Origin of the sequence: Streptomyces nanhaiensis, from assembly GCF_046614825.1 — a bacterium.
Classification (GTDB): Bacteria; Actinomycetota; Actinomycetes; order Streptomycetales; family Streptomycetaceae; genus Streptomyces; species Streptomyces radiopugnans.
The window spans coordinates 1-1,231 of record NZ_JBKJFM010000342.1; the positions used below are offsets into that span (position 1 = coordinate 1).

The following is a 1,231-nucleotide window of genomic DNA, read 5'->3' on the forward strand; positions in this document are numbered from 1 at the left end:
GCCGCTGCGGACCGCGGCCTCGCCCGCGCCCCGGCCGCCCGAGCGCCCGCTGCCGGCGGGTGCGCGCCCGGCCGGAGGCGCGTACGGCGCGCCGGGCGCCCCGCTCCGCCCCTTCGAGCGGTACGAGCCCGGTGAGCCGTACGAGCCCGCCGCCGGTGACCGCGAGGGCGGGTACGACGGCGCGTACGACGGCGCGTACGGCGACGGGCGGGACGGCTACGGCGACGGCTACGGCGACGGCTACGGCGACGGTTACGACGGGCCGGACGGCCACGAGGACGAGGACCCGCGCGAGGAGGCCCGCCGCCAAGCCCGGCACGGCTTCTACCCCGACCGCCGCATCAACCTCGGCGTCGTACTGCTGCCCCTGCGGATCCTCCTCGGCTTCGTCTCCGTCTACGCCGGGATGGGCAAGCTCTGCGACCCGGTCTACTTCGACGGCGACGAGCGCGGCTCCCTGGTGGCCTGGCTGGGCTCGCTCCAGCCGTGGGCCGTCGCCGCTCCGCTGCGCGACTTCGCGGTCGACCACCCCGTCGGCGCCGGGCTCACCGTGGCCTTCCTCCAGATCGTCATCGGCGTGCTGACCTTCATGGGGCTGTGGCAGCGGGCCGCCGCGGGCCTCGGCGCGCTGCTGTCGGCGGCCCTGATCCTGACGGTGAGCTGGCGCACGGTCCCGGTGTATGACGCCCCGGACTTCATCTACCTGGCCGCCTGGAGCCCGCTGGTCATCGCGGGGGCGCCGTACTACTCGCTGGACGCGCGCCTGGCGGGCGAGGCCTGGCGGCGGCTGGGCCCGCGAGTGGAGGTGTGGGAGCTGCGCCGGCGCGTACTGCGGCGCGGCGCGGCCGTCGCCGCGGTGGTGCTCGGCCTGACGCTGCTGGTCGGCTCGGTGCTGGGCAGCGCGGTGCGCTCGGCGCAGCTGGCCACCGTGCCCCGGCCGGGCGAGCCGCTGACCAACAACCAGCCGGGCTCGCCGCTGCCGCAGCGGTCCACCGGCGGTCCGAGCCCGTCCACCTCCGGCACGGGAGCGGGGGTGCCGGGGACGGGCGACGGCTCGTCGCCGAGCCCGTCCACCTCCGGCACCGGGGACGCCACCCCGAGCGCGGGCAGCACCGGCACCGGGGAGCGGCCGGGCACACCGAGCCAGGGGCAGACGGTGGAGGCGCCGCGGCAGCCCGCCGCCCCGCCCGTGCCCGAGCCGGACGTTCCGACCGGCCCCGGCGGCCCGGGC

Annotated in this window: 1 protein-coding gene; it reads left to right on the top strand. The window is 78.4% G+C overall.

What is annotated here, in order from left to right:
• On the top strand, nucleotides 1-1,231 hold a 1,231-nt coding region (locus tag ACLIYP_RS30470), incomplete at both ends, for a DoxX family protein (RefSeq protein ID WP_412716302.1).